Annotated in this window: 18 protein-coding genes; 12 read left to right on the forward strand and 6 right to left on the reverse strand. The window is 69.9% G+C overall.

The window, feature by feature from the left end; genetic code table 11:
- Nucleotides 1-151: 151 nt before the first annotated feature.
- Complete coding sequence (locus tag AVR91_RS00490) at nucleotides 152-862, forward strand: type III secretion system chaperone family protein (RefSeq protein WP_063275355.1); 711 nt, start codon at nucleotides 152-154, stop codon at nucleotides 860-862.
- Here AVR91_RS00490 and AVR91_RS00495 read toward each other — a convergent pair.
- The gene (locus tag AVR91_RS00495; protein ID WP_063275356.1) at nucleotides 859-1,992 is read right to left on the reverse strand and encodes a hypothetical protein; all 1,134 of its coding nucleotides are present in this window, start codon (nucleotides 1,990-1,992) and stop codon (nucleotides 859-861) included. The two genes, AVR91_RS00490 and AVR91_RS00495, sit on opposite strands and share 4 nt — an antisense overlap.
- 121 nt (nucleotides 1,993-2,113) lie before the next feature.
- On the opposite strand from AVR91_RS00495, the gene AVR91_RS00500 reads away from it, so the two are divergent.
- Nucleotides 2,114-2,881: an SDR family NAD(P)-dependent oxidoreductase gene (locus tag AVR91_RS00500; protein ID WP_063275357.1), complete on the forward strand. Its 768-nt coding sequence runs from the start codon at nucleotides 2,114-2,116 to the stop codon at nucleotides 2,879-2,881.
- Here the strand turns inward: AVR91_RS00500 and AVR91_RS00505 are convergent.
- Nucleotides 2,878-3,558, reverse strand: coding sequence for an MgtC/SapB family protein (locus AVR91_RS00505; protein ID WP_016338134.1), 681 nt, complete (start codon nucleotides 3,556-3,558; stop codon nucleotides 2,878-2,880). The two genes, AVR91_RS00500 and AVR91_RS00505, sit on opposite strands and share 4 nt — an antisense overlap.
- Nucleotides 3,559-3,618: 60 nt before the next feature.
- On the opposite strand from AVR91_RS00505, the gene AVR91_RS00510 reads away from it, so the two are divergent.
- The 6 genes from AVR91_RS00510 to AVR91_RS00535 all read left to right on the forward strand — a co-directional run bounded on the left by AVR91_RS00510 (nucleotide 3,619) and on the right by AVR91_RS00535 (nucleotide 9,419).
- Nucleotides 3,619-4,098, forward strand: coding sequence for a PepSY domain-containing protein (locus AVR91_RS00510; RefSeq protein WP_083737290.1), 480 nt, complete (start codon nucleotides 3,619-3,621; stop codon nucleotides 4,096-4,098).
- 71 nt (nucleotides 4,099-4,169) lie between these two features.
- Nucleotides 4,170-4,928: an ABC transporter ATP-binding protein gene (locus AVR91_RS00515; RefSeq protein WP_063275358.1), complete on the forward strand. Its 759-nt coding sequence runs from the start codon at nucleotides 4,170-4,172 to the stop codon at nucleotides 4,926-4,928.
- The gene (locus AVR91_RS00520) at nucleotides 4,928-7,462 is read left to right on the forward strand and encodes an FtsX-like permease family protein (protein ID WP_063275359.1); all 2,535 of its coding nucleotides are present in this window, start codon (nucleotides 4,928-4,930) and stop codon (nucleotides 7,460-7,462) included. The genes AVR91_RS00515 and AVR91_RS00520 overlap by 1 nt, the downstream gene beginning before the upstream one ends.
- A 46-nt stretch (nucleotides 7,463-7,508) precedes the next feature.
- A complete protein-coding gene (pyrE, locus tag AVR91_RS00525; protein WP_016338130.1) occupies nucleotides 7,509-8,072 on the forward strand; it encodes an orotate phosphoribosyltransferase in 564 nt (187 codons plus the stop codon).
- Between the two features lie 119 nt (nucleotides 8,073-8,191).
- Nucleotides 8,192-8,584: a DUF2784 domain-containing protein gene (locus AVR91_RS00530; RefSeq protein ID WP_063275360.1), complete on the forward strand. Its 393-nt coding sequence runs from the start codon at nucleotides 8,192-8,194 to the stop codon at nucleotides 8,582-8,584.
- A 181-nt stretch (nucleotides 8,585-8,765) separates the two neighbouring features.
- Complete coding sequence (locus tag AVR91_RS00535) at nucleotides 8,766-9,419, forward strand: TrmH family RNA methyltransferase (RefSeq protein WP_063275361.1); 654 nt, start codon at nucleotides 8,766-8,768, stop codon at nucleotides 9,417-9,419.
- Between the two features lie 117 nt (nucleotides 9,420-9,536).
- Here the strand turns inward: AVR91_RS00535 and AVR91_RS00540 are convergent, their stop codons facing one another.
- Complete coding sequence (locus tag AVR91_RS00540; protein ID WP_063275362.1) at nucleotides 9,537-11,672, reverse strand: molybdopterin oxidoreductase family protein; 2,136 nt, start codon at nucleotides 11,670-11,672, stop codon at nucleotides 9,537-9,539.
- Nucleotides 11,673-11,745: 73 nt separating this feature from the next.
- Here AVR91_RS00540 and AVR91_RS00545 point away from each other — a divergent pair, with 73 nt between their 5' ends.
- Entirely contained in the window at nucleotides 11,746-12,762 is a 1,017-nt protein-coding gene (locus AVR91_RS00545; protein WP_063275363.1) for a glycoside hydrolase family 76 protein, read from the forward strand.
- 13 nt (nucleotides 12,763-12,775) lie between these two features.
- Here the strand turns inward: AVR91_RS00545 and AVR91_RS00550 are convergent, their stop codons facing one another.
- From AVR91_RS00550 to AVR91_RS00560, 3 genes are all read right to left on the reverse strand, one after another.
- Nucleotides 12,776-13,309 (reverse strand): GNAT family N-acetyltransferase, encoded by a 534-nt coding sequence (locus AVR91_RS00550; protein WP_063275364.1) that lies wholly within the window; start codon nucleotides 13,307-13,309, stop codon nucleotides 12,776-12,778.
- A gap of 47 nt (nucleotides 13,310-13,356) precedes the next feature.
- Nucleotides 13,357-14,226 (reverse strand): LacI family DNA-binding transcriptional regulator, encoded by an 870-nt coding sequence (locus tag AVR91_RS00555; RefSeq protein ID WP_038521587.1) that lies wholly within the window; start codon nucleotides 14,224-14,226, stop codon nucleotides 13,357-13,359.
- A gap of 88 nt (nucleotides 14,227-14,314) precedes the next feature.
- Nucleotides 14,315-15,349, reverse strand: a complete 1,035-nt coding sequence (locus AVR91_RS00560; protein ID WP_063275365.1) for a LacI family DNA-binding transcriptional regulator — start codon at nucleotides 15,347-15,349, stop codon at nucleotides 14,315-14,317.
- Between the two features lie 114 nt (nucleotides 15,350-15,463).
- Here AVR91_RS00560 and AVR91_RS00565 point away from each other — a divergent pair, with 114 nt between their 5' ends.
- The 3 genes from AVR91_RS00565 to AVR91_RS00575 are packed head-to-tail and all read left to right on the forward strand — an operon-like array spanning nucleotide 15,464 to nucleotide 18,269.
- Complete coding sequence (locus AVR91_RS00565) at nucleotides 15,464-16,480, forward strand: substrate-binding domain-containing protein (RefSeq protein WP_063275366.1); 1,017 nt, start codon at nucleotides 15,464-15,466, stop codon at nucleotides 16,478-16,480.
- Entirely contained in the window at nucleotides 16,477-17,466 is a 990-nt protein-coding gene (locus AVR91_RS00570; protein ID WP_063275367.1) for an ABC transporter permease, read from the forward strand. The genes AVR91_RS00565 and AVR91_RS00570 overlap by 4 nt, the downstream gene beginning before the upstream one ends.
- Nucleotides 17,463-18,269: an ATP-binding cassette domain-containing protein gene (locus tag AVR91_RS00575; RefSeq protein ID WP_063275368.1), complete on the forward strand. Its 807-nt coding sequence runs from the start codon at nucleotides 17,463-17,465 to the stop codon at nucleotides 18,267-18,269. The genes AVR91_RS00570 and AVR91_RS00575 overlap by 4 nt, the downstream gene beginning before the upstream one ends.

Genomic DNA, 18,269 nt, shown 5'->3' on the forward strand with positions numbered 1-18,269 from the left:
GAACGGACCGTTCATAGCATTGGCGACACGGCGATTTGTCGACCTTTCCCTGCGTCTTTCGTGGTCTTTCCCGGGCCCCGCACCGAAAGGGGTGCGCGACACGGCGCCCGGCGATCACATCCGGTGAGGGCAGGGGGATACCCTGACCGTCGTGGGTATTCCGGCGTGGATCTGGTTCGTCATCGCCGCCGTCGCCTTGGTGGCGGGGCTGGCGCTGCTCGCGGCCGACCGGGCGAAGGAGGGCTCGCGCAATCGCGAGCGCATGCGCTGGGCCGAGCTGCGCGGCTGGCAGTTCGTCGAAGAGGACGAGCGGTTGCCGCGGCAGTGGTCCAACGGCGCGATCGGCTACTTCGGCGCGCAGCTGGCGGTCAACGTCGTGGCCGGGTCCACCTTCACTTCCGACGGGCGGCGCCCCGTCTTCATCTTCGACATCGAGACCGAGGGCCAGATCCCGGCGGTCGTGGTCGCCGTGCGCTGCAACCGCGTGCACGAGACGCCGCTGGAGATGTGGCTGTCCAGCGTGCCGTTCCAGCGCCAGGACATGCCCGAGATGCTCGGCCCGATCGGTCAGCGCTACGCCTTCGCGGACGACTCCGAGGGTGCCCGCAAGGTGATCACGCAGGAACTCGTCGACGCGGCGGACTCGCTCGGCGGCGACGTCGGCGTGGCGTGGCTGGAGAACGAGTGGGTGCTCGCGAGCGTCGCCCCGAACGCCGGGCCGTCACGGCTCGAGCGGCTGCTGCGCGACCTCGGCGAGATCGCCGACATCGTGGACCCGTTCGACGAGGAGTACGACAACGCCTCGACCCCGGGCCGTCACTGGCAGGCCGAGACCCCGGACGACATCGAGCCCGGGAATTAAGACCGCTTGAGCTCCAGGGGGAGCGCCCCGGCGGTGTAGCCGGTGTGCGCCGGCTGACCGAGCAGGGTCAGGTCGAGCGTCCCGGACTGCGTCACATGCCCTGCCTGCGCCGGATCGGCGGTGGGCAGGACCCCGCGCACGGAAGACGTCGTGGCGCCGCGGACGGACGCGACCTCGCCGATGCCGAGGTCGCCGCTGATCGTGTGGGAACCGGAGCCCGCGAGCCCGCCGCGGTGCTGCGCCAGATCCACGCCCTGCCCCGTGGTCACGAGCCCGGTCCCCGGGCCGATGTTGCCGCCGAGGGCGTGTTCCTGGCCCAAGGCGGTGCCCGAGCCGACGTCGAGCGGAAGAACACCCTTGAACCGACCGTTGCCGTGCTGCGCCGACGTCGTCCCGACGGCCGCGAGGTCGCCGACGTCGACCGCGTGCCCGGACGACCGCCCGGCCTCCAGCACGCCGCCGAGGTCACCGGAGAACCCGCCGTCGAGCCGGACGGCGCGGTCCAGCGTGCCGGCGGCTCGCTGGTCCGTCTCGGTGATCACGCCGACCCGGGGCAGCGGGCGGACGGCGTGATAGGTCCCCTCGGCCGCGCGGAGGCCGCGGCCGTCCTGGGAGATGAGGGTGGGGACGCCGGTACGCGGGTCGAGCGCGACCTCGGTCAGCCGGGCGCCGGTCCGTTCGAGTTCGGTCTCGTTTCCGGCGACGACGCTGCCGTAGCGGTCGACCTTGACGGCTTCCCTCTGGCCTTGCTTCAGAGTCTCGGCGGTCTTCGCCGCACCGAGCGCGCCGACCTTGTCCGGGCGGGCGGTGACACTCTCGCGGGTCTCGACGGTCTCGCTCACCGAGCGGCGAACGTCCGCGACGACCTTCGCGTCGCCGAGGTCCTTGCCGAAGACGTTCCGTTCGGTGTTGGTCAAGAAGCCGCGAAAGACGGACGTGTCACCTTCGGTGGTGAAGCCGGCTCCGCGGTCGAGGCTGCCTTCGCGCTGGTGGTCGAGGGGCAGCGGGATCGACGGGTCGGTCTGGGTGGCGATCGCGGTGGCCGGGCCGGCGAGGAACAACGCCAGCGGCGCCGCGCCGACCGCGACTTTGGGCAGGTAGCTCGGCTTTCGCCTGCTGTGCTTCCCCATGGGGCCGGACGATACTTCCCGACCAGCGCGGTTGCACGTCAAATCCCCACGGTGGGTGACCCCCACACCCGGCTCGTCCGAGCTTCTTCCCGGAATCCGACCGAGGAGTAGGTTCGGCGGCATGACACAGACCGCCCTGATCACCGGTGCCACCGCCGGCATCGGCGCGCAGTTCGCGCGCCGGCTCGCCGCCGAGGGATACGACCTCGTGCTCGTCGCCCGCGACGTCGACCGGCTGGAGGGCTTCGCGGCGGAACTGGTCGAGGCGCACGGTGTCGACGTGGTCGTCCTGCCGGCCGATCTGTCCGAAGTGGACGGACGGGCGCTGGTCGAGGCCCGTCTGGAAGCCGGGCCGGTGGACCTGCTGGTGAACAACGCGGGCTTCGGCCTCAACGGGGATTTCTGGACCATCCCGCCGGACGCGCTGCAACGTCAGCTCGACGTCAACGTCACGGCCGTCCTGCGGCTGACCCGCGCCGCGCTGCCCGGCATGATCGAGCGCGGCGAGGGCGCGATCATCAACGTCAGCTCGGTCGCCGGCTTCTTCAGCGGCCGCGGCTCGACGTACACCGCCAGCAAGAACTGGGTCACCTCGTTCACCGAGGGCATCGCCGCCTCGCTGCCGAAGAACATCCGCATGATGGCGCTGTGCCCCGGGTTCACCACCACGGAGTTCCACGAGCGGGCGGGACTGGACAAGCCCGGGCCGAAGGCGTTCTGGCTCGGCGTCGACCAGGTCGTCGACGAGGCGCTCGCGGATCTGCGCCGCGGCAAGGTGATTTCGGTGCCGAGCCTGCAGTACAAGGCACTCGTCGCGGTCGGCGGGCTGTTGCCGAGGGCGGTACTGCGCAAACTCGGCGGCGGCTTCGGCGGTAAAGGCCGCACCTAGTCGTCATCGGCGGTCTCGATGGACCGCACGCCTTCGGTCGCCGCGAGCACGGTCGGCGCGGCGGCGTGATCGGGGCCGGTGAGGTCGAGCGAGACCGTCACTTCGCCGTCGCGGTCGTCGGTGATCCGCAAGGACGTGATCGACCATCGATGGCTCGTGCAGAGCGCCAGCAGATCGCGCAGGACACCTTTCCCGTCCGCGTAGCTCACGCGCAGCCTGGTCGTGCCCGTGCCGCCCGGAAGATGCTTGGTCAGCCAGGTAAAACCGAGTACCACCACGAAATGCATGGCCGTCACCACGACCGCCAGCAGCAGCAACCCGGCACCCGCCGCCATGCCGATGGCCGCGGTCTCCCACACCGCGGCGGCCGTGGTGAGTCCCCGGATCGCACCCTGCCTGGTGATGATCAGCCCGGCGCCGAGGAATCCGACACCGGAGACGATCTGCGCCGCGATCCGGGACGGGTCGAGGACCACCTGCCCGGTCGCGAGGATGTCGCCGAAACCGTACTTACTGACCAAAAGGATCAGCGCGGACGCCGTGCCCACGATGGTCTGGGTCCGCAGCCCGGCGCTCTTGCCCCTGATCTGCCGCTCCAGCCCGATCGCCGCCGAAAGCGCGAACGCCGTCGTCAGCTCGCCGATCTGGAGCCAGCCCTGTCCGTTCGAGACCATCACCCCACAGTGCCATCGGCCCGGTGAGGGTTCGAGCGCGCGCCGGGCGGGTACGCGTGGATCATGAAGTCATCACTTCTCGTCATCGCGGCCGCGCTGACGCTGGCCGCCTGCTCCACCGAGCCACCGCCGGGGCCTGCGGCTCCGGGGCCGGAAGCGCAGCCGGTGAAAGCGATCCAGGCCGCGGCGGCCGCCGTGCCCGGCGGGCGGGTGTTCGACGTGGAGCCCGAGAACGACGGCTGGGAGATCAAGGTCGCGTCCGCCGGGCAGGAACACAAGATCCGCGTGAGCCGTGACGGCGGCCAGGTCCTCGGAGACCAGCAGACCGCGAAGCCGAGCGACGACCTGGCGAAGATCGCGCAGGCGGACGTCGACGCGGTGAAGGCGTTGCAGACCGCGCAGCAACGGCAGCCGGGCGAGCTCGACGAGATGGAGATCGACCGCGCCACCGACGGCGCCCTCGTCTGGCAGGTCGGGCTACGCGACGGCAAGGGGATCCAGCACGACCTCGACGTGGACGCCAAGACCGGCGCGGTCAGGTAGGGCTCGCCCTACCAAGGAGACGCACGCTCGCCCCAGGGTGCTTCCGACCTGGGATTCCTAGGGTTTTCAGCATGAACTCTGGGTGGAACGGAGACGCGGTCCGGCTCGACGGCGTCCGCAAGGAATACGGCAAGGGCGTCGTCGCGCTGGACGGGGTGACGCTCGCGTTCCCGCGCGGGGGCTTCACCGCCGTGATGGGCCCTTCGGGCTCGGGCAAGAGCACCTTTCTGCACTGCGCCGCCGGGCTGGACCGGCCGACCTCGGGGTCCGTCGTGCTCGACGGGCAGGAGCTGGCCGGAATGAGCGAGACGAAGCTGACGAAGCTGCGCCGCGACCGGGTGGGCTTCATCTTCCAGGCCTTCAACCTGCTTCCGGCGCTGACCGTCGAGCAGAACGTCACGCTCCCGCAGCAGCTGGCCGGCGCCAAGCCGGATCGTCGCGTCGTCGAGGAGATGCTGGCCCGCGTCGGGCTTTCCGGCCGCCGCAAGCACCTGCCCGGTGAACTGTCCGGCGGGCAGGCACAGCGTGTGGCGATCGCGCGGGCGCTGGTCACCCGGCCCGCGGTGGTCTTCGCCGACGAGCCGACCGGAGCGCTCGACACCCGCACCGCGGCCGAGGTCCTCGACCTGCTGCGCGCCTCGGTCCGCACGACAGGCCAGACGGTGATCATGGTGACCCACGACCCGATGGCCGCCTCCTACGCGGACCGGGTCATCTTCCTCGCCGACGGCCGGATCGCGGACGAACTGCACGCGCCGACCGCGGACGTCGTCGCCGAACGCATGACCCACCTGGGTGCCTGGGGCAGCCCGGCCAGGGCGGGTGCGTGATGCTGCGACTCGCCTTCCGGACCTTGCGCCTGCGCAAGGGCGGTTTCATCGGCACCTTCATCGCCGTCTTCTTCGGCGCGCTGATCGTCGCCTCCTGCGGTGGCCTGATGGAGACCGGGATCCGCAGCAACGCCGAACCGCAGCGGCTCGCGGCCGCCCCGATCCTCGTCACCGGCGGCCAGACCTTCGAGCTGCCCAAGGAAGATCCGGAAACCCTGGAACCGGACGACAAACGCAAGTTCGAGGACGCGCGGCTTCCCGAGCGTGTCCGGCTCGACAGCGGCCTGGTGTCCCGGCTGCGGTCCGTCCCCGGCGTCTCGGACGTCGTCGGTGAAGTGAGCTTCCCGCTCGCGGCGGGCGGGAAGCCCGCGCTCGGGCACGCTTGGGACTCCGCCGTCCTGACCCCGTACGCCCTGGTCGCGGGTGCCGCGCCGGTCGCGGGCGAGGTCGTCGTCGAGTCCTCATCGGGGGCGAAGCCCGGTGACGTCGTGCAGGTCGCCGCGCGCGGCAAGACCGAATCGTTCCGCGTGGCCGGAGTCGCCGGTGCGCCGCGTTCGATCACGCAGGCCGCCGTGTTCTTCTCCGCCGCCGACGCCGCCCGGCTCTCCGGACACCCCGGCAAGGCCGACGTCATCGGTGTCTTCACCGATCCCGGCGCCGACATCGAAGCGGTGCAGGCGAAGGTCGCCGAGGCCGCGACCGGGGCGAACGTGCTGACCGGTATCGACCGCGGTGTCGCGGAATTCCCCGAAGCCGATTCGAGCGGGGCCAACCTGATCGTGATCGCCGCGGTGTCCGGTGGGCTTTCGGTGATGGTCGCGATGTTCGTCGTCGCCAGCACGCTGAGCCTGTCCACCCAGCAGCGTTCGCGGGAACTCGCGCTGATGCGGGCGATCGGCACGACCCCGCGTCAGCTGCGGCGCATGGTGCTCGGCGAAGCGCTGGCCGTCGGCCTGCTCGCCACGGCGCTCGCCGCCTTGTTGGGACCGTTCCTGGGCGAATGGCTGTTCGGACAGCTCGTCGAGAACGGTGTGGTGCCCTCGGTGCTGCGGTTCTACCAGGGCTGGCTGCCCGCCGTCGTCGGCGCGGGTGCCGCGATGCTCGCGGTGTTCATCGCCGCCTTCGTCGCGGGCCGCCGCGCCGGGAAGATCCGGCCGACCGAGGCGCTCGCCGAGGCCGCGGTCACCCGCCGCTGGCTGACCCCGACGCGGTTCATCGTCGCCGCGCTCTCCTTCGGCGGCGGCACCGCGCTGGCGATCGTGACCGTCGCGGTGATGACCGGGCCGATCGCGGCCAGTACCGCCGGCCCCGCGGTGATCCTGTGGGCGATCGGCGTCGCGATGATCACGCCCGGCGTCGCCAAGGTGATGACGGCGATCCTGCAGTGGCCGATGCGCCTGCTCGGCGGTATCGACGCCCGGCTCGCCGTGCTCAACACCCGCGCCGGCATCGTCCGGGCGGCGGGCGCGGTCACCCCGATCATGCTCGCCGTCGGCATCGCGACCGCGAACATCTACCTGCAGACCACCCAGCAGGAGCTGGCGAACCAGGCCTTCACCGAAGACGTCCGGGCGGACGCCGTGATCGGTTCCGCGGCGGGAGGGCTGTCCCCGGACCTCGTCCAGCGGATCCAGGCCGTGCCCGGCGTCGCCGGTGCGTCCGAGTACGTCACCAGCAGCGTGTTCCTGGAAAACCCGTACGACTCCTCCGACGAGGGACGGCCGGCGATCGGCCTGACCGCCTCCGGCGCCTCCGCCACGACCGACACCAAGGTGACCCAGGGCGACTTGGCGGCCTTGACTGGCCGGGCCGTCGCGCTCCCCGAGGTCTTCGCGAAGGATTTCGGCCGCGGCATCGGCGACACGCTCGGCCTGCGGCTCGGCGACGGCACCCCCGTCGACGTCAAGGTCGTCGCGATCACCAGCCAGCGCCCCGGCTTCGAGAGCCTGCTGCTCCCGGCCGGTCTCCTGGCCCCGCACACCACCGCGGGACTCGCGCCGCAGATGCTCGTCCGCGCCGCCCCGGACGTCGATCCGGCGGTGCTCACCGAGCGGCTCCGCGAGGCGACGGCCGGGCTTCCGGTGACCGTCGGCGACCGGGCGGCGCTCGTCGCGGCGCACGACAAGGATCAGGCCGTCGGCGCGTGGGTGAACTACCTGCTGGTCGGGATGATCATCGCCTACACGGTGATTTCGGTCGCCAACACGCTCGTGATGGCGACCGTGCGGCGGCGCCGCGAGTTCGGCCTCCAGCGGCTCACCGGCTCGACGAGGGCGCAGGTGCTGCGGATGGCCGGCTTCGAAGGCGGGCTCGTCGCGCTGGTCGGAATCGTGCTCGGCACCGTCGTCTCGGCGGGCGCGATCGTCCCGTTCTGCCTGGTCGCGGCCGATTCGCTGCTGCCGATGGGCTCGCCGCTGATCTACCTGACCATCATCGGGCTCGCCGCGGTGCTCGCACTGGCGGCGACCCTGGTCCCGGCCTGGGCGGCGACTCGCGGCCAGGCGGTCGACGCGGCGACGTCCGGCAATGACTAGAGCTACCGTCGAAGGCCCCGGCGGGCCGTGTGTAAGACTCTCGGCCGTGGCGTACCCCGGTGTTGATCAAGCGGCGAAACTCGAACTGGCGAGACTGGTCGGCGAACTCGCCGTCGTGCACGGCAAGGTGACCTTGTCCTCCGGCAAGGAAGCCGACTACTACATCGACCTCCGGCGGGCGACGCTGCATCACGCGGCCGCGCCGCTCATCGGGAAGCTGCTCCGGCAGCTCACGCACGACTGGGACTACGTCGCCGCCGGCGGCCTGACCCTCGGCGCGGACCCGGTGGCGCTGGCGATGCTGCACTCCGCGGCGACCGACGGTGTCGTGCTCGACGCGTTCGTCGTCCGCAAGGCGGTCAAGGAACACGGCATGCAGCGCCGGATCGAAGGGGTCGAGGTGCTGGGGCAGCGGGTGCTGGCCGTCGAGGACACCTCGACCACCGGCGGCAGCGTCCTCACCGCCGTCGAGGCGCTGCGCGAGGCCGGAGCGAACGTCGTCGGCGTCGCGACGGTCGTCGACCGGGACACCGGAGCGCGCGAGGCCATCGAGAAGGAAGGCCTCGAATACCGTTACATTCTGAACAAGGACGATCTCGGTCTGTCCTGAGTAAAGCGTCCCGAAGGGGGCATCCTCCGTGTGCGAACGGAGGATGCCCCTTTTTTCGTGAGCGTTTCTCAATACGAGAGGGGTAACGTCGCTGGTAGGGGTGTGAAAGGGGGCTTGAGGTGGCGGGTTTCCTGGCGAACGTGACAGTCGCGGTGCACATTTTCGCGCTGTTGTTCATAGGATTCGGCGGTTTCCTGGCGTGGCGGTGGCCGAAGGTGATCTTCGTGCATGTGTTCTTCGCCGCATGGGGTGTCCTCGTCAACGTCTTCCCGTGGCCCTGCCCGCTGACGGCGGCCGAGAACTACTTCCGGCACCAGCAGGGCCTCGGTGACCTGCCCGGCGGCTTCAACGCCTACTACCTCTACGACACCGTGTTCCCGCGTTCGTCACTGCCGGTGGTCGTCGTGATCGCGATGGCGACGGTGATCATCTCCTACATCGGCGCGTACCAGCGCTGGCGTCACCGCCACCACGACGAGGACGCACCGGCGCACCGCGTCAGCATGGGCTGAGCGGTCACCATCGGATGTCCTCCGGAGGTCTCGACGGCCCAGGTTTCCGCTGGGCGCACGGCCGCTAGGCCCGAGTACAACCCGGTACGAGGACCTCGCGGCCGCGCACCCAGCGGAAACCTGGATCCGCCGAATACCCCCGAAGGACCTCCGATGGTGACCACTGGGTGACAATCACCGGGTGAACTCGGAAGAAGCCGGGCCCACCGAATGGGTGGCGCGGGAAGAGGTCGGCGTCGGCCCGTGGGAGGGCGAATGGCCCGCGGACGAGCGCTACGACCCCGAACTCCTGGCAGGAGGTGATCGCCGCAACGTCGTCGACCCATACCGCTACTGGCGGCGAGAGGCCATCGTGTCCGATGTGGACAGCCGTCGGCATCCGTTCCACGTGGCGATCGAGAACTTCCAGCACGACCACAACATCGGCACCGTGGTCCGGACGGCGAACGCGTTCGCCGCGGCGGCGGTGCACATCGTCGGGCGTCGGCGCTGGAACCGGCGCGGCGCCATGGTGACCGACCGCTACCAGCACCTTCTCCACCACGAGGACGTCAACGGCCTGCTGACCTTCGCCGCGACGGAAGGGCTCGCCGTGGTCGCCGTCGACAACACGCCCGGTTCGCAGCCCGTCGAGACCGCCGAACTGCCGCGCGAGTGTGTCCTGCTGTTCGGCCAGGAGGGGCCCGGGTTGTCGGCCGAGGCGCAGAAGACGGCGTCGCTGGTCGTTTCGATCGCGCAGTTCGGCACGACCCGCTCGATCAACGCCGGCGTCGCCGCCGGGATCGTCATGCACGCCTGGGTCCGGCAGCACGCCGACCTCACCCAAGCCTGGTGACTCCCCGCTAGACGGTTGCTGCGCCCAACGTGGCATTGGGGACACTGAGCGTCTCCGATGTCACATTGGGGGCACCGAAGGCCGCCCAAGAACACGCCAATTTCGCCGGAGCCCTGGCTAGACGGGGGCCACCTCCACCGGGATCCCGTTCAGGACTGCGTTCCCGGACGGCACGTCGAGCAGGGTCTCGTCCGCGACCAGGTTCGAGTTGACCCCGGCGTGCGCGGCGGCGACCTTCGTCCGCGTTCCGTCGAGGTCGTGTCCCCAGCCGTGCGGCATGCTCACCACGCCGGGCCGGACGTCGGCCGTGACCTCCACCGGCGCTTCGAGCTTGCCCGCCCGCGACGTCACCGACGCGAGCCCGCCGTCGGTCAGCCCGAGCCGGGACGCGTCGTCCGGATGCACCTGGACGGTGCACCGGTTCCCACCGCGCACCAGCGGCGTCAGGTTGTGCATCCACGAGTTGTTCGAGCTCAGATGCCGACGCCCGATCAGCAGCAGTCCACCGTCTGGCGCCTTGTCCAGCTCCGCGCGCAGCCGCAGGACATCCTTCGTGATCGCCTCCGGGGCCAGTTCGACCTTTCCGCTCGCGGTGGCGAGCGCCTCGGGCAGCCGGGGCTTCAGTGCGCCGAGGTCGATGCCGTGCGGGGCGGCTTCGAGGTCCGCCAGGCTCAGCCCGTACGGTCCGCCGCGCAGCATCAGGTCGATCATCCGCGCCGGTCCCGTGCGGCCTTCGGCGAGCGAGAGGTCGACGCCGGTGCGCCGCGCCGTTTCGCCCGCGACCATCGTGTCGAAGGCGGCGACGTCGACGTCCGGGCCCTGGCCGGCGGCGATCCCGGCCAGCCGCAGCAGGGTCACCCACTCCTGCGGCATATCCGTTTCGAGCGTCTGCGGCGTCCAGTTCGCGACGTTGCGCACGGCGAGCGCGTACAGCGCGACGTCGTAGTGCGGCCGCTCCATCGGCGACGGTCCGGGCAGGATGACGTCGGCGTGCCGCGTGGTCTCGTTGAGGTACACGTCGAGGGAGACCATGAAATCCAGCTGCCGCAACGCTTCGGTGAGCCGCGCGGAGTTCGGCGTGCTCAGCGCCGGGTTGCCGCTGATGGTCACCAGCGCCCGCACCTGGCCTTCGCCTGGCGTCTCGATCTCGTCCGCGAGCGTGGCCACCGGCAGCTCGCCGAGCACCTCGGGATACCCGCGCACCCGGCTCGTCCAGCGGCCGCTGGTGAACGGCGAGGACCGGCGCGGCCGCCACAGGGCGGGCAGCGGGAACATCACGCCGCCTTCGCGATCGAGGTTGCCGGTGAGCGTGTTGAGGACGTCGACCAGCCAGCTCGCGATGGTGCCGTACGCCTGGGTCGTGGTGCCCATCCGGCCGTACACCGCGGCGCGTTCGGCGTCCGCGAGTTCGAGCGCGATACGGCGGATCTCGGCGGCGTCGATCCCGGTCGCGGGCGCGACCGCCTCCGGCGTGAAGGGCTCCGCGAGCGCGCGGACCTCGTCGACACCGGTGACGTGTTCGCCCGGCGTGACCCGGTTCTCCGCGAACAGGACGTTGACCAGCGCGAACAGGAACAACGCGTCGGTGCCGGGCCGGATCGCGTGGTGCTCGTCGGCGAGTTGCGCGGTCCGGGTGCGGCGCGGGTCGAGGACGACGATCTTGCCGCCGCGCCGCTGGATCCCGCGCAGCTTCCCGCGGGTGTCCGGGGCGGTCATCAGGCTTCCGTTGGACACCAACGGGTTCGCACCCAGGATCAGCAGGTGCCCGGTGCGGTCGAGGTCGGCGACGGGAATGGCCTGCGGGTCGCCGAAGAGGTAGCCGGAGGAGAAGTGCTTCGGCATCTGGTCGACCGTGGTCGCGGTGTAGAAGTTCCTGGTGCCCAAGGCTTTGAAGAACACACGGCCGTAGAGCACCAGCGCGGCGTTGTGCACTGTCGGATTGCCGGAGTAGACGGCGACGGCGTTCCTGCCGTGCTCGTCGATGATCGGCCGCAGCCGCCGGTCGATTTCGGCGAACGCCTCGTCCCAGGTGACCTCGACGAACTCGCCGTCCCGTTTGACCAAGGGCGCGGTCAGCCTGTCCGGGTCGTGATGCAGCGCGCCGAGCGAAGCACCCTTCGGGCAGATGTACCCCTTCGAAAAGACGTCCTCGCTGTCACCTCGAACCCGGGTGACCAGGTTCTTCTCGTCGATCGTCACCTCCAGACCGCAGGTGGCTTCGCAGAGCGGGCAGGTCACGTGCGCCGTGGTCATGAAGCACCTCGCGGGTCCGGGAATCATCCCAACATACTGAGCGGTATGTCAGCGGGCAAGGGATGATGGCCCGATGACTGCTCTCGCCGACCGGGCCGCGACCGCCGAGCGCGCGATCCGCGACCGGCATCTGCGCCGCGTGTGGGGGCTGCCGGGGACCGTGCTGGGCCGCAGCGGCTGGCCGCCCTCGACGGGACAGCGCGTCCACTGGCACTGGAACTACTGGTGGCAGGCACATCTGCTGGAGACCCTCGTCGACGCCCAGCTGCGGGAGCCGTCGCCGGATCGGCTGAAGCTGATCGACCGGTTCGTGGTGTCCGTGCGGCTGCGCAACTTCGGCAAGTGGATCAACGACTACTACGACGACATCGCCTGGCTCGGCCTCGCGCTGCAACGCGTGGGGCATCTCGGGCTGGACGTCCGCGGCGGGCTGGAGGCGATCAGTTCCCGGCTGCGCGAAGGCTGGACCGACGACGCGGGCGGCGGGATCTGGTGGCGCGTCGGCGACGACTTCAAGAACGCGCCCGCGAACGGCCCGGCCGCGATCTTCCACGCCCGCGAAGGCTCCACGCAGCACGCCCGCGGGTTGACCGACTGGATGACCGAACGGCTCGTCGACCCGGAAACCGGTCTGGTGTGGGACGGCCTGCGCGTCGGCAGCGGCGAACTGGTGAAGCATATTTTCACGTACTGCCAAGGGGTTTATCTCGGCGCTTGTCTCGAACTGTCCGAAATGGACAGAGTGGAGCGCGCGATCCACGCGGTCGCGGAACATGTCGCGCCGAACGGGGTGATCCGCGGGCAGGAAGGCGGCGACGGCGGCCTGTTCGCCGGGATCCTCGCCCGCTACCTGGCGCTCGCGGCGCCAATGCTGCCGAGCGGGGTGGCACGAGACCTGGTCATCCGGTCGGCCGACGCGTGCTGGGCGGGTGCCACCGAGACGCCGCACGGACCGCTCTTCAGTGCTGACTGGGCGACTCCGGCGCCTTCGCTGCCCCTCGCCGCCGACGCGGCCGAACGCGACCTGTCCGTCCAGGTGAGCGCCTGGATGCTGCTCGAAGCCGCGGCAACCCTGGAACACCGCATTTAGTCCTCTAAATGCGTCACCAGACGTCGCCGGAACGCCAGTCGCAGGTGATCTCCCCGTCCAGATCCAGCGTGACCCCCACCGGCAGCACATGGATCGACCCGTCGTCCTCCTTCGTAGCCTCGATGCCCGAAGGTGTCATGGCCGACGAAGTCCCGCGCCAAAGCAGCCAGCCCCGCGACGCGTAGAACTCCAGTGCCTCGTCGGACGCCGAAAGCGCCCCGAGATCGTACGCCTTCCTCAGGACCCGCTCCAGCGCGTCCATCATCGCGTCGCCGTGCCCGCGCCGCCGGTGATCCGACCGGACGGCGACCGCCTCGATATAACCCGTGCGGAGGACCCGTCCGTCGTGCACGAGCCGCCGCTGGACCAGGGACGCGTGCCCGATCAGCTCGCCGCTCTCCCATACCAGCGTGTGCATGCCGCCGAGGGCGTTTTCCCAGTCGTGATCACTGAAATCGCCGTCGAAAGCGTCGTCCAGCAGAGCGCGTGCCGCCCTCAGCACGCCTGCTTCGAGGTCGGCGGTGTGCACGGTCCACAGGTCGGTCATTCCGCCATCATCACCCGGCGGCGGGCTTCTCACCAGCGAGTTGTGGCTCAGCAGCCGCACGACTGCCGGTGGATGAAGCGCGGTGCGAGCCGTACGGATTCGGGTCGTCGCTCAGGGTCGGTGATCCGGGCCAGCAGGAGTTCGACGGCCTTGCGCCCGATCTCCTCGATCGGCTGAGCCATCGTGGTGACCGCCGGGGTCACCTGCCCGGCCCACTCCATGTCGCCGTAGCCGACGATCGCGAGATCGCGCCCGATGCGGATGCCGAGCCGGTGCGCCTCGTACTGGACGCCGATCATCATCGCCTCGCTCGCCACCACGAGCGCGGTCGGCGACGGCCAGCTGTCGAGCAGTTTCGCGGTCGCGGCCGCCGCCCCGCCCGGGGTCGACCGCCCGCACGCCACCAGCTGCGACGTCCACCGCAGGCCGGAGCGGCCGAGGCCGAGCCGGTAGCCCAGCGCCCGCTCCTCGTAGGTGGTCACGTCCTCTTCGCCGGAGATGAAGCCGATCTTGCGGTGCCGCAGCCCCGCGAGGTGCCGCACGAGCGCGCACACGGCCTGGATGTTCTCGGAGCCGACCTGGTCGACGTCGTTGCGTCCGGCCATCCGGTCGACGAGCACGGTCGGCACGCCCATCCGGACCAGCCCGTTGATCACCGCTTCGTCGCCGGCCGCCGGGACGAGCAGGACACCGTCGACGCGGTCCGCCCGCAGCGCGCGGATGACCGCGGCTTCTTCGGCGACGCTGTCGCCGGTGTCGGCGAGGGTGATTTCGCAGCCGTGACGGCGCGCGGCGCGGCGGATGGCGCGGACGAGTTCACCCGAATACGGGTTCGCGTGCATCGCCATGGCCACCCCGAACCGGTGGGTGACAGGGGTGTCCTCCCACAGGGGTAACGCCGGGGACAATGCGGTCATCGCTCCACGCCTTCATCCGAGCTTGAATGACGGTAACGGCTGACGGAGCGTCACTCGGCGGCGAGACCGGAAAGTCGCCCAACAATCATCAATGTGAGTGAACGAGAGCGCATCCGCACGACGCACGATGGCGGAGCGTAGGCGGAATCCGCATCGTCTGGGCCTTGCGTGCCGGATCGTTGATGCGGGCCAGCAACAGGCGCACCGCCTGTGTGCCTATCTCCTCGATCGGCTGGGCCATCGTGGTCAGCGGCGGATCCACCAGATCGGCCCATTCGACGTCGTCGTAGACCACCACCGGCAGGTCTACTCCCGCGCGCAGGCCGCGGCGCCGCAACTCGTGCAGCACCCCGACCATCATGGTGTCGTTGGCGACCACGAGCGCCGTCGGCGGCTCCGGCAGCGCGAGCAGCGTGCTCAGCGCGAGGGCGCCACCGGCCTGCGAAGACTGCCCGCACGCGACCAGCTCCTCCGACCAGGTCAAACCCGAGCGCCCGAGCCCGAGCCGGTAGCCGAGGATCCGCTCCTCGCTGGTGCTCAGCCCGGCCGTGCCGCTGATCATGCCGATCCGCTGATGCCCGAGCGACGCCAGATGCGCCGTCAGCGCCGACGTCGATTGGATGTTCTCCGCGCCGACCTGGTCGACGTCGGTCCGCGTGGAGAGCCGGTCGATGAGCACGGTCGGGACGTCGAGCGAGACGAGCTCGCCGATCACCGAACCGTCGCCCGGCGACGGCGTGATCAGCAGCCCGTCGACCCGGCGCGAACGCAGCGTCCGCACGGTCTCACGTTCGGTGTCGACGGTGTCGTGCGTGTCCGCGAGCAAGACCGTGTAGCCGGCCGAGGCGGCTTCGCGCTCGATCGCCTGGATCAGGACGGCGAAGTACGGGTTCGCGATCAGGGAGATCGCCACGCCGATCGACCTCGTCCCGCCGGTCACCAGCGAGCGGGCGATGGCGTCACCGGTGTAGCCGGTCTGCTCGATGGCGCGCAGCACCGCCAGCTTGGTGTCCTCGGCCACCGCCCTCGTGCCGTTGACCACGTGGGACACGGTGGTGATCGAGACTCCCGCCAGCTCGGCGATGTCGCGTTGGGTGGGACGGGACGAGCGAGACGGCGGCATTACCAATCCTCGGTGAGTCAGCTGGCAAGCGTTTGCGCAAACGCTTGCGACTGAGCATAACCCTGTCTACCTTCCGGTCCATCACGGACAGCCTTGAATCGGAGGGCATCCCCCATGAGACAGCGCAGTCTCGCCGCGCTCGCGATGGCCGCCGCACTAGCGGTGACCTCGGCCGGGTGCACCGTCGAACGCCACTGGGGTGGCGGCTCGAACGCAGGCGGCGGTGGCAAGGCCAAGGTCGGCCTGGTCACCAAGACCGACACCAATCCCTACTTCGTGGAGCTGAGAGCGGCCGCCAAGGCCGCCGCCGAGGCCAACGGCGCGGAGTTCAGCGCGCTCGCCGGCCAGTTCGACGGCGACAACGACGGTCAGGTCCGGGCCATCGAGAACCTCATGCAGCAGGGTGCGAACACCATCCTGATCACGCCGAGTTCCTCGACCGGCGTCCTCGACGCCATCGACCGCGCCCGCAAGGCCGGGGTGCTGGTCATCGCGCTCGACACGGCGACCGAACCGGCCACCGCCGTCGACGCCACCTTCGCCACGGACAACTTCGAAGCCGGACGTCAGCAAGGCGCCTACGTGAAGGCGGCCTTGAACGGCAAGCCGCCGAAGCTGTTCATGGTGGACGGCACTGCCGGGTCCACAGTGGACACCCAGCGGCACACCGGGTTCCTCAAGGGCATCGGGCTGACCGACGCGTCGCCGGAGATCAAGGGCAAGACGCCCGCGAACGGCGACCAGAGTCTCGCGCAGCAGGGCGTCGAGAACCTGCTGCAGCGCACCACCGACATCAACGCCGTCTACACGATGAACGAGCCGATGGGCCGTGGCACGTACGCCGCGCTCCAGGCCCGCGGTCTGGTGGACCGGATCGTGATGGGCTCGATCGACGGTGGCTGCGAAGGCGTCAAGAACGTGCGCGACGGCCAGTACGCCGCGACGGTCATGCAGTTCCCCAAGAAGATGGCCGAGCAGGGCGTCCTCGCCGCCGTCGAATACGCCAAGACCGGGAAGAAGCCGAGCGGGTTCGTGAACACCGGTTCCGCGGTGATCACCGACAAGCCGATCCCCGGGGTGGAAAGCCAGGACAGCAAGTGGGGCCTCGAGAACTGCTGGGGGACGAAGTGACTACCGCAACCCTCAAAGGCAACGAACGCCCGTCGATCGGTGAGTTCTTCCTGCGCGCGCCCGCCGTCGGGCCCGCGCTGGCCCTGCTCGTCGCGATCGTGGTGTTCTCGCTGTCGACCGACACCTTCCTCGACCTCGACAACCTTTCCCTTGTGGTGCAACAGTCCCTGGTGATCGGCACGCTCGCCCTCGGGCAGACGCTGATCATCCTGACCGCGGGTATCGACCTGGCCAACGCGGCCGCGATGGTGCTCGCGACGTTGATCATGGCGAAGCTCGTGGTCGGCGGCGTCTCCGGGATCTGGGCGCTGCTGCTGGGAATCGTGGCGACGGTGGTGATCGGGATGGTCACCGGTTCGCTGGTCACCCGGATCAAACTGCCGCCGTTCATCGTCACGCTCGGCCTGCTGACCGTGCTCACCGCGGCCGCGAAACTGTTCGCGAGCGGGCAGGCCGTCCCGGTCGCCGACGAACTGCTCAAATGGCTCGGCACCCGCCGGTACCTCTTCGGCGGCATCCCGATCACCTACGGCATGACACTGGCTTTGCTGATGTACCTGGGGCTTTGGTACGCGCTCACGCGGACGCCGTGGGGCAAGCACGTCTACGCGGTCGGCAACGCGCCGGAATCCGCGCGGCTGTCCGGGATCAAGGTCAACTGCACGATCCTTTCGGTGTACATCGTCGCCGGCGTGATCGTCGGGATCGCCGCCTGGCAGGCGCTCGGCCGCGTGCCGAACGCCGACCCGAACGCCTTCCAGCTCGGCAACCTCGACTCGATCACCGCGGTGGTACTCGGCGGCGCGAGCCTGTTCGGCGGCCGGGGTTCGGTACTCGGCACGATGATGGGCGCGCTGGTCGTCGCGGTCCTGCGGTCCGGGCTGACCCAGCTCGGGGTGGACGCGCTCTACCAGGACGTCGCCACCGGCGCCCTGCTCATCGGCGCGGTCTGCGTCGACCGGTTCGCGAGGAGGCAGCAGTCATGACGACGCCCACGTTGTCCGCTCAGGGACTGGTCAAACGCTACGGCCGGGTCACCGCCATCGACGGCGCCGACTTCGAGCTGTTCCCCGGCGAGGTGCTCGCCGTCGTCGGCGACAACGGCGCCGGGAAGTCGAGCCTCATCAAAGCCCTTTCGGGCGCGGTGATCCCGGATGCCGGTGAGATCAAAGTGGACGGTCAGACCGTCCACTTCAAGTCCCCTTTGGACGCTCGCCACTACGGAATCGAGACGGTGTACCAGGATCTCGCCGTCGCGCCCGCGCTCGACATCGCGTCGAACATGTTCCTCGGCCGGGAAAAGCGGCGCACGGACCTGTTCGGCCGGCTGTTCCGGAAGCTGGACACCGCGACGATGCGGGCCGACGCACAGCGGATCCTCGACGAGCTCGGCATCAACATCAAGTCGATCACGCAGCCGGTGGAGACGTTGTCCGGTGGGCAGCGCCAAGGTGTCGCGGTCGCGCGGGCGGCGGCTTTCGGCACCAAGGCGGTGATCATGGACGAGCCCACCGCCGCGCTCGGCGTCGCCGAATCGGGCAAGGTGCTCGACCTGATCAACCGCATCCGCGAACGCGGCCTGCCGGTGGTGCTGATCAGCCACAACATGCCGCATGTGTTCGACATCGCCGACCGCATCCACGTGCACCGCCTCGGAAAGCGGGTCGCGGTGGTCTCGCCGAAGACGCACACTATGAACCAGGTCGTCGGCCTGCTCACGGGTGCGCTGAAGATCGGTGAGAACGGCGAGGTCGAAGAGGTCGCGTCGGCCGTCCACACGGGCCTGTAG

Origin of the sequence: Amycolatopsis keratiniphila subsp. keratiniphila, from assembly GCF_001620365.2 — a bacterium.
In the GTDB taxonomy this organism is placed as follows: Bacteria; Actinomycetota; Actinomycetes; order Mycobacteriales; family Pseudonocardiaceae; genus Amycolatopsis; species Amycolatopsis keratiniphila.

What these genes read in the sequence shown, in the direction of transcription:
- AVR91_RS00495 (WP_063275356.1), bottom strand. Translation starts at nt 1,992, where the DNA reads ATGGGGAAGCACAGCAGGCGAAAGCCGAGCTACCTGCCCAAAGTCGCG.
- AVR91_RS00500 (WP_063275357.1), top strand. Translation starts at nt 2,114, where the DNA reads ATGACACAGACCGCCCTGATCACCGGTGCCACCGCCGGCATCGGCGCG.
- AVR91_RS00510 (WP_083737290.1), top strand. Translation starts at nt 3,619, where the DNA reads ATGAAGTCATCACTTCTCGTCATCGCGGCCGCGCTGACGCTGGCCGCC.
- AVR91_RS00515 (WP_063275358.1), top strand. Translation starts at nt 4,170, where the DNA reads ATGAACTCTGGGTGGAACGGAGACGCGGTCCGGCTCGACGGCGTCCGC.
- AVR91_RS00520 (WP_063275359.1), top strand. Translation starts at nt 4,928, where the DNA reads ATGCTGCGACTCGCCTTCCGGACCTTGCGCCTGCGCAAGGGCGGTTTC.
- AVR91_RS00540 (WP_063275362.1), bottom strand. Translation starts at nt 11,672, where the DNA reads ATGACCACGGCGCACGTGACCTGCCCGCTCTGCGAAGCCACCTGCGGT.
- AVR91_RS00545 (WP_063275363.1), top strand. Translation starts at nt 11,746, where the DNA reads ATGACTGCTCTCGCCGACCGGGCCGCGACCGCCGAGCGCGCGATCCGC.
- AVR91_RS00550 (WP_063275364.1), bottom strand. Translation starts at nt 13,309, where the DNA reads ATGACCGACCTGTGGACCGTGCACACCGCCGACCTCGAAGCAGGCGTG.
- AVR91_RS00555 (WP_038521587.1), bottom strand. Translation starts at nt 14,226, where the DNA reads ATGACCGCATTGTCCCCGGCGTTACCCCTGTGGGAGGACACCCCTGTC.
- AVR91_RS00560 (WP_063275365.1), bottom strand. Translation starts at nt 15,349, where the DNA reads ATGCCGCCGTCTCGCTCGTCCCGTCCCACCCAACGCGACATCGCCGAG.
- AVR91_RS00565 (WP_063275366.1), top strand. Translation starts at nt 15,464, where the DNA reads ATGAGACAGCGCAGTCTCGCCGCGCTCGCGATGGCCGCCGCACTAGCG.
- AVR91_RS00575 (WP_063275368.1), top strand. Translation starts at nt 17,463, where the DNA reads ATGACGACGCCCACGTTGTCCGCTCAGGGACTGGTCAAACGCTACGGC.